Origin of the sequence: Peptoniphilus timonensis JC401 (assembly GCF_000312025.1) — a bacterium.
In the GTDB taxonomy this organism is placed as follows: Bacteria; Bacillota; Clostridia; order Tissierellales; family Peptoniphilaceae; genus Peptoniphilus_A; species Peptoniphilus_A timonensis.
In genome coordinates, this window is record NZ_HE978594.1 from 64,166 (window position 1) to 72,354 (window position 8,189).

Consider the following 8,189-nt stretch of genomic DNA (forward strand, 5'->3'; position numbering starts at 1 on the left):
TTCCAAGTTTCATTAAAAAACCTCCATTCAAAGTAAAATTATATCACAAGGCAAAGTCTTAGTCATTTTATTTTAGAGCTTTCATTAGCTTGAAATAAATAAAATTTTAAAATATTTTTGAAAAAATAGAATTATTATTAATCTTTTCTGTATATTTCTTAATAAAGGCAGTCAAATCTTTTATTTAGCTATTTTTTATTGTATAATGAGATTATTAATTATTAAAGAGGTGAATAGTATGAGTGCCATCGTCATAAATGACCTGACTAAAGGCAAGGGTAAAGATAAAGTTTTACGAAATCTAAATCTTGAAATTTTAGATGGAGAATTTTTCTCTCTACTTGGAACAGATAAATCTGGAAAAACAACTCTTGCAAGACTTTTAATGGGATATTTAAAAGCTTCTAGTGGATCTATTAAGCTTTATGATATGGATTCATTTAAAGAATCAAAAGAAATAAAAGAAAGTGTGTCCTTTGTGCCAGAAGATATGATTTACGATTCAAAAATCAAATCTTTTGCCCTACTTAAAAAGACACTTAACGCTCACAACCTATCTAACACAGAAGATATTGACATTCTCTGTGATTATTTTGATTTTAATTCAAATTTAAGGGTTTGTGATTTAAGAGATAGAGAAAGAAAACTTTTGGCTATTATTAATGCTCTTGTCATTAAACCAAGACTTTTAATCTTAGACAGTCCTTCAAAATTCTTAGAAGAAAAAGATATTGAAAGACTCTTCTCACACATAAAAAAATTAAACGAGCAAGAAAATTTAACAATTTTACTTTTGTCTGATTCTCTTAGAGAAGCAAAAAAATATTCTTCACGCATTGCTTACCTATCTGAGGGCAAGGTTCAAGATATTGAATACAATAATGTCAAGGCATCAGGGGACAAAGTCCTAAGAATAACATCTTTCCGTGGAAATCTAAATTACTTTACTTCTATTGGTGCAAGGATCTTAAAGGACGAAGAAGAAGAAACTGTGCTTTATTTTGACGGTCCTCTTCCAGAACTTTCTAAAGTAATATATGAAGAAGGATTAGAAAATTATGTCCTTGAAGATGCAAAATTAAGCGACAAAGTTAACGCTTATTACAAGGGAGAAAACGCAAAACTCCCAAGAAAAAATCAAGAAAAAATAGAAGTTCAAAATAAGGATATTAAACTAGAAAAAGATAACACAGTAGAAGCAACTTCTATCAATGGTGTCACTGAAGAAACAGTTAAGCTAAATGATGCTGAAAAAGAATTTAATACCATAGAAGGTGTCGAAGCAAAAGAAATTGAAAAAGACACAGTTCACAATACAAAGACAAATCTTTTTGTAGATGAAGAATACAATAGTCGCGTCCTTAGTGAAGATAATCCTCCTGTCAAAGAAGAAACTAGCACTTCTGAGTATTTAGAAAATGTCACTGACTTAGATGCAAAAAGTGAGGACACAAAAGTTTTTGATAGCTCTAATGAAGGCATCTTCAATGCAAGTGAAGAAACAAAGCTAAAGGAGGACAAAGATGATCTTTAATATGGAATTTAAATCAAACTTTGCAAAGATGATTTCTTGGGCAATAGTCCTAATAATTTTACTTGGACTTATGCTTGCCTTTTATCCTTTCCTTGCAGAGTCACAAATGAATTCACTTTTTAATTCAGTTTTAGAAAGTTTTAACGAGCCAACAAGAAATATCTTGGGATTCTACGATGGTATGGATATAGTAAACATTGGCGATTATATTGCCCTAGTTTACCATTATCTTGCAATTTTGATTTTTGTATTTGCAATGCAACTTGGAGCAAACTCTCTTGCAAAAGAACAAACTTCAGGTAACATTGAATATATTTATTCAAATCCAATTTCTAAATCAGAAATCGTAACTGGAAAGTTCACAGCAAATATTTTAATTTATATTTTGTTCTTAATAATAATGGCACTTGCAACTATGGGACTTGTGCTTGGAATTTCTTCTATAGGAATAGGAGGAAGCGAAGCAAGTCAAATAACAAGTTTTGAAATTTTTGAAGCAGTAGTTAAGGTTTTTGTTGGACTACTTGGCTCTGGCCTTGTATTTATGTCCATAGGTTACTTTTTCTCTGCAATTTCAAAATCTTCCCTACATCAAGATGCCGTAGCTGCACTTTTTGTATTCCTAATTGTACTTCTTACAATTGTAGGAAAAGTTATTGGCGATGTCTTTGGAATGGTTGTATCTTACTTCCCTAACGAAGCCTTTAGACCATATAGCTTTGTAAGTGCAAATCTAAACATTTTTGGACTAATTGCAAATGCAGTCATATTTATTCTTATGATTGTCTTGACTTATTCAATATATTCAAATAAAGAACTTAAATATTAACTTTAGAAACTACCTTGTAAAGCGAGGTAGTTTTTTTGTACTCAAAATTTTTCATAAATTTTAATTTTAAAATATTGTCAGAATTATTATCTCTATCACGAATATATAAGTGAAGGAGGAAATATGGATAATAAAGACTTGATTGAAAGGCTAAAAAAGAAAGATGAAGATGCCCTTTATATATTTATTGAAGAATATGGAAAAATATTAAAAGGTGTTATTTCAAAAACACTTTGGAAATATCCAGATCTTTGGGACGAAGCCATGAATGACGCACTTTTAAGTATATGGCAAAATATAGAATACTTTGACCCAAGTAGGTCTACTTTTAAAAATTGGTGTGCCCTTGTTGCTAAGTATAGAGCCATAGATATCCTTAGAAAAGAAATTAAATTTGAAAGCCTTAGACTCGATGAAGATTCAAAAATCGTCGATTCAGATTTATCTTCAAATTTAGAAATAGAAGAAGTCCTTTCGCTTTTAAGTAACGAAGACAAAAAACTTTTTGAAAATATTTTTATCCATGGTCTTTCCTATAAAGAAGCAGCATCTAAACAAAATATTTCCACAGCAAATGCCTATAAAAAAGTTAGTAGAGGGAGAAGTCTTTTAAAAAAATGGAGGAGAAATTTTTATGAAAAATAATATTTATGATGAGTTAAACGACATGAAAATTGAATATGAAGAAGTTCCTCTTAATGATTTTGAAAAAGAAAATCTTAAAAGAACTGTGAGATCATTAAAAATAAAAAACAAGAAAAATACGTTTAATAAAAAAATAGTTACTATTGCAGCATCTCTTATATTGATTTTAGGAATAACAAACCACACATATGGTGGTTATGTATTGGCAAAGACAAGAGAATTAGCAAGTAACTTTAAAATTTCTTTATCTGATGCCATGGGATTGTCAAGGGAAGTTGATGAGTACAGCGTAAATTTAAACGAAGCTTTTGAAATAAATGGCAAAAAATATATTTTTGATAAATTTATTATTGAAGATAATAATTTATACACAGTTATTTTGAGCCTAAATGACTCAGAAAAAATGCTCTCTGGAGAAGTTAACTTAACTGAACTTAAGGTTAATGGCAAGAAAAATAATATTCTTAGCTCCAGTGCCTCTGGATATACTTTAGCTGAAGATAAAAAAGTAAATGTTTATACTCTTGAATATGTTTTGGAAGACTCCTTGCCAAAAGAAGGCAAAGTTAATTTAGAATTTTCCTTTGATGAATTTTTAGGAGATAAGAAGAAAATTAATCTTTCAACAAATATAGATATGTCTCAAATGAAAATGAATAAAAATCTTATAGCAAAGGACTTTACTATTCCAGATACTAATAATATTGTCATTGAAAGCATTGCTACAAGCCCAGCTTCACAAAAAATCCTATTAACCTATCCTGACACCGAAGATGGATATCTTTATTCAATAAAAGCCAGAGATTCTAAAGATAGATTTGTTTATTTTGAAACTCGCGAAGCAGAGAAAAATAAATCCAACCTATACTTTTCACCAGTCATTAGCAAAGTTACTGCCGATGAACTTTTAAATGAAATAAAAACACTAAAATGCCAATTATACAGAGTGACAGTTCACAGCTATGACAAAGAAATGCCTATTGGAGAACAAGCAATTGGTGACGAATTCACTCTTAAATTAAGATAAAAGAAAAGAGCAGATCTAATGTTAAGTAGGTCTGCTCCTCTCCTATTTTATTTTCATTTGAGGTATTTTATGCGATTTTTTCTACTTGTTTCATGTTTTCTAGACTTTTAAAATTTTCTCTTTCTAAATTATTTTCTTCTTCAATCTTTTCATTGTAGATCCTATTTAGTTCTTCTTCTGTTACTTCATTTGGAAGAATATCTAGGACAACTTTTCCCTTATTTAGCATTATAATTCTGTCAGAATATTCTATTGCATTTTTAAGATTGTGAGTGATCATTAGTGTTGTAATTTTTTCTTTTTTAATAAGGTCATTTGTCTTATCCATTATTATCTTTGATGTCTTTGGGTCAAGGGCTGCTGTGTGTTCGTCAAGCAAAAGTATTTTTGGTTTTTTCACAGTTGCCATTAAAAGAGATAGGGATTGTCTTTGTCCACCTGATAGGAATTTCACTTGAGTTTTTAATTTATTTTCAAGTCCAAGGTCAATGGATTTTAATTTTTCAATTATTTTTTCATTGTTATCCTTATCTATTAATTTTTTAAAAGTAAATTTGTGACCTTTTTTAAATGCCATGGACATATTTTCTAAAATATTTAAGCTTTGGCAAACTCCCTTTGATGGATCTTGGTTTACTTTTCCAATGTCAATTGCCCTCTTGTCTTCTGATAGTTTTGCAATGTCAACATCATCTAAGAGAATTTCTCCAGAATCTGGTAAAAGTGAACCAGAAATCATATTAAATAGAGTGGACTTGCCACATCCATTTGGTCCTAATATTGCAACACATTTATTTTCTTCGATTTCTAGGCAGAAGTTGTCAAATACTTGGTTTTCTTCTTCCATTCCCTTGTAAAAAGTTTTTGATATATTGTTAATTTTTAGCATTTTCTTCCCTCTTTCCCTTTAATACAGATAGTCCCTTTGAAGAAACATTGTTGTAAACTATAAAGAATACTACTATTATTGCAGTTATTCCCTTTAAATCACTTGGAGCAAGTCCAATGTAAATTGAAATACCATAAATAATTCTGTAAATAATTGCTCCAATAATTGCTCTTGTAGTTCTATTTAAAAAGTTTGCATTTTTTAAGAAAGCATCTCCAATTATTACTGATGCAAGAGCAGATACAATTATTGCTTGACCCATTGTTATGTCAGCATAACCATTTGATTGTGCCATCAAGGCTCCAGCTAAAGCGGCAAGTGCATTTGAAATTACAAGTCCAATGGCAATATATTTGTCTGGATTTTTGCCAAGTGCCTTGACTAGAGTTTCGTTGTCACCAGTTGCCAAAAGAAGATATCCCTTTTCTGTCTTTAAAAACCAATCGAGAGCTATTTTTATAATGAGAGTGATAATGGCAAGAATTAAAATCTTTGGAACATTTTCAAAAAGTTGAAAAACAGTTTTGAAATCAAAGAAGGTAACATTTGGTGTACCTGTAATTCTTAGATTCACTGAATATAAAAATGTCATTGTCAAAATTCCTGATAAGATTGCTTGGATCTTAAACTTTCTAAATAGTATATAAGTTATAAAACCCCCAAGTCCTCCAGCTATTAAGGAAACAAGCATGGCAAGAACAGGATTCATGCCAAGTGTTAACATCTTTGCAAAGGCAAAGGCCCCAAGTGGAAAAGTACCTTCCACTGACATATCAGGGAAATCTAAAATTTTAAAGGTTATTACTACTCCTATTGTCAATATGGAAAATATAAGACCCATGACAATGGATTCCATTATTACTGAATTCAACTTTCTTCCTCCTAGAATTTATTTTTTATTTATTCAACAACTTTCGCATCTTCCATTAATTTTTCGTCATCTGCTAAGCCAAGTGCTTCAGCTGTTTTTTTGTTTACAACTTTTCTTGTTTCAGTTGAGAATAAAACTGGAACTTCAGAAACTTTTTTTCCTCCAAGTATTTCACTTGCCATTCCCGCAGCTTTTTTTCCAAGATCAAGGTAATCAACACCAGCACTAATTAAAATTCCATTTTCAACTGGTCCTTCTTCAGATGCAAAGGAAGGAATCTTTGCTGCTTTAAGAGATTCTGCAATTATTGATGATGCAGATGATACTGTATTATCTGTTATTGCCATGAAAATATCTATTTTGGGTTCAATTGTTTTTATTGATGTTGAAACATCGTTAATATTATTTACTCCAACTTCAACTACATTTAGTCCAAATCCTTCAGCAGCTTTTTTAAGTTCTTCGACTTGGAATTTTGAATTTGCTTCATTTGTTGAGAACATAACCCCTACATTTTTTATGTCTGGGAAAATATTTAACATTTCTTCAAGTTGAGCTGAGATTGAAAAATAATCACTTACTCCTGTTATATTTCCTTCAGGTTCTTCTAAATTTTTTAATAAATCTGCTGATTCTGGATCTGTTACTGCATTAAATATTATTGGAATTTCCTTTTCACCATTTTTTGCTCCTTGAGCAACTGGTGTTGCAATAGCATAGATCAAATCAACATTTTTGTCTTGGAAAGATTTTATAATTGATGGTACAACTGTCAAATCTCCATTTGCATTTTTAGAAATAATTTCAACATCTGGATTTGTCTTTTTAAGTTCTTCTTCAAAACCACTTCTTGACCTTTCAAGTGCAATGTGATCTGCAATTTGAACTACGCCAACTTTTTTTGCAGTGCTTGTTTCTGTTGCAGCTTCTTCTTTAGCAGCTCCATCATTTCCATTTTTCCCACAAGCAACAAGGACAAGGGACATAATAAGTAAAATAAACAACTTTCTAAATTTCATAAAAAACCTCCATAAAATAAAAAAAAGTACTTTCATCCACATTGGGACGAAAGACTGACTTCGCGGTACCACCCGATTTTATAATCTAAAAAGATTACCTCATTTTAAGGTCTAACAACCTCTAGCCTCAGATAACGGTGGCTTCCGTACTTGCCTACTAATTTCAACAAATAAGCTTTAGAGTGTATGTTAAATTTCCGTGTATTGCCTCGCACCAGCCGGCAACTCTCTTAAATCATCAAAAATTCTTTTTTCTCTTTCAACGCTTTATTTAAATTAAATTGATTATATTCTAGTAGCAGAACAAAGTCAAGCCTTTTTTTATTTTTTTATCCCAAATTTTTATTTTTTATTAAATTGTGAAAATTTTTATTTTAAAACTTCGGCGTCCTTTAAATTTTCATTGTTAAGGTCAAGTCCAAGAGCTTCAGCAGTTTTTCCATTAATCTTTTTCTTAGAAGTCTTGTTGTCTTCTGCGTGAATATTCTTAATATCTTCTCCCTTTAAAATTTTTATTGCCATTTCTCCTGCTTGACGTCCATGTTCATAATAGTCAACACCTTCACTCATTAAAAGTCCCTTTGAAACTTGTCCTTCTTCTGCTGAAAGAGATGGAACTTTATTTTTTAATAAACTTTCTGCAAGAATTGGACCAGCTGATGCAACTGTATTGTCTGTTAAGGCATAATAAGCATCGATCTTTCCAGTTAAAGTTGAAAGAGCTTGACCAATGTCATTGATATTATTTATACCAACAGTTTCAAGTGTAAGACCAAGTTCATCACAAGCCTTTTTCAAACTTTCAACTTGTATCTTTGAATTGGCTTCGTTAGTTGAAAAAATTGTTCCTATAGTTTTTATGTCAGGATAAATTTTTAAGAAGGATTCAAGTTGATCCTTTGCAGAAACTGCATCATTTACACCAGTGATATTTGTAATTTTATCTGGAGAATCAATTAGACCTGCTTCAACTGGATCTGTCACTGCAGAATAAATAATATTTTTATCTGGAAGAGCAGTCTTTGCTCCTTGAGCAGCTGGTGTTGAAATAGCATAAACTAATTTGTAGTCCTCGCCTTCAAATTTTTTAGGAACAGTTGTGGCAAGAGCTTGGTCTCCTTGCAAATTTTCAACATCAATTTCTACATCTATTCCTTCTTCTTTTAGTCTGTCTTGGAATCCCTTTAGGGCATTGTCAAGAGAAACATGTTCGATGTACTCAATAGCTCCAACTTTTATTTTTTCTCCACTTTCTTCTACTTTCTTATCTCCTGCACATCCAATAAGGGAAACTGCAAGGGCACCTAGACCAATAACTTTTACCATTTTCTTTAAATTTTTCATTTTGTCCTCCAAAAAATTTTTATTTAAAATA

At 31.0% G+C, this 8,189-nt stretch carries 8 protein-coding genes and 1 other annotated feature; of the genes, 4 read left to right on the forward strand and 4 right to left on the reverse strand.

All coding sequences use genetic code 11. The features are described 5' to 3' along the window. The first annotated feature begins 238 nt into the window (after nucleotides 1-238). The 4 genes from HGPT_RS04040 to HGPT_RS04055 all read left to right on the forward strand — a co-directional run bounded on the left by HGPT_RS04040 (nucleotide 239) and on the right by HGPT_RS04055 (nucleotide 4,035). Nucleotides 239-1,534: an ATP-binding cassette domain-containing protein gene (locus tag HGPT_RS04040; protein WP_019138584.1), complete on the forward strand. Its 1,296-nt coding sequence runs from the start codon at nucleotides 239-241 to the stop codon at nucleotides 1,532-1,534. After that, entirely contained in the window at nucleotides 1,524-2,363 is an 840-nt protein-coding gene (locus HGPT_RS04045) for an ABC transporter permease subunit (protein ID WP_019138585.1), read from the forward strand. Before HGPT_RS04040 ends, HGPT_RS04045 begins: the two co-directional genes overlap by 11 nt. A 123-nt stretch (nucleotides 2,364-2,486) precedes the next feature. Next, nucleotides 2,487-3,008 carry a sigma-70 family RNA polymerase sigma factor gene (locus HGPT_RS04050; RefSeq protein WP_019138586.1) on the forward strand — a complete coding sequence of 174 codons (522 nt, stop codon included), beginning with the start codon at nucleotides 2,487-2,489 and terminating at the stop codon, nucleotides 3,006-3,008. Then, on the forward strand, nucleotides 2,998-4,035 hold the full coding sequence (locus tag HGPT_RS04055; protein ID WP_019138587.1) for a hypothetical protein: 1,038 nt from the start codon (nucleotides 2,998-3,000) through the stop codon (nucleotides 4,033-4,035). The genes HGPT_RS04050 and HGPT_RS04055 overlap by 11 nt, the downstream gene beginning before the upstream one ends. Before the next feature lie 67 nt (nucleotides 4,036-4,102). Here the strand turns inward: HGPT_RS04055 and HGPT_RS04060 are convergent, their stop codons facing one another. The 4 genes from HGPT_RS04060 to HGPT_RS04075 form a co-directional block, all read right to left on the reverse strand. Beyond that, complete coding sequence (locus tag HGPT_RS04060) at nucleotides 4,103-4,924, reverse strand: ABC transporter ATP-binding protein (RefSeq protein ID WP_019138588.1); 822 nt, start codon at nucleotides 4,922-4,924, stop codon at nucleotides 4,103-4,105. Next, on the reverse strand, nucleotides 4,911-5,795 hold the full coding sequence (locus HGPT_RS04065) for an ABC transporter permease (RefSeq protein ID WP_019138589.1): 885 nt from the start codon (nucleotides 5,793-5,795) through the stop codon (nucleotides 4,911-4,913). The genes HGPT_RS04060 and HGPT_RS04065 overlap by 14 nt, the downstream gene beginning before the upstream one ends. Before the next feature lie 29 nt (nucleotides 5,796-5,824). Beyond that, nucleotides 5,825-6,814: an ABC transporter substrate-binding protein gene (locus HGPT_RS04070; RefSeq protein WP_019138590.1), complete on the reverse strand. Its 990-nt coding sequence runs from the start codon at nucleotides 6,812-6,814 to the stop codon at nucleotides 5,825-5,827. 39 nt (nucleotides 6,815-6,853) lie between these two features. After that, nucleotides 6,854-7,086, reverse strand: a binding site (T-box leader). A 97-nt stretch (nucleotides 7,087-7,183) separates the two neighbouring features. Further along, nucleotides 7,184-8,158, reverse strand: coding sequence for an ABC transporter substrate-binding protein (locus tag HGPT_RS04075; protein WP_019138591.1), 975 nt, complete (start codon nucleotides 8,156-8,158; stop codon nucleotides 7,184-7,186). Nucleotides 8,159-8,189: the final 31 nt, after the last annotated feature.

Bases quoted from the DNA above. Each gene is read 5' to 3' on its own strand.
- HGPT_RS04040 (WP_019138584.1), top strand. From the start codon at position 239: ATGAGTGCCATCGTCATAAATGACCTGACTAAAGGCAAGGGTAAAGAT.
- HGPT_RS04045 (WP_019138585.1), top strand. From the start codon at position 1,524: ATGATCTTTAATATGGAATTTAAATCAAACTTTGCAAAGATGATTTCT.
- HGPT_RS04050 (WP_019138586.1), top strand. From the start codon at position 2,487: ATGGATAATAAAGACTTGATTGAAAGGCTAAAAAAGAAAGATGAAGAT.
- HGPT_RS04055 (WP_019138587.1), top strand. From the start codon at position 2,998: ATGAAAAATAATATTTATGATGAGTTAAACGACATGAAAATTGAATAT.
- HGPT_RS04060 (WP_019138588.1), bottom strand. From the start codon at position 4,924: ATGCTAAAAATTAACAATATATCAAAAACTTTTTACAAGGGAATGGAA.
- HGPT_RS04070 (WP_019138590.1), bottom strand. From the start codon at position 6,814: ATGAAATTTAGAAAGTTGTTTATTTTACTTATTATGTCCCTTGTCCTT.
- HGPT_RS04075 (WP_019138591.1), bottom strand. From the start codon at position 8,158: ATGAAAAATTTAAAGAAAATGGTAAAAGTTATTGGTCTAGGTGCCCTT.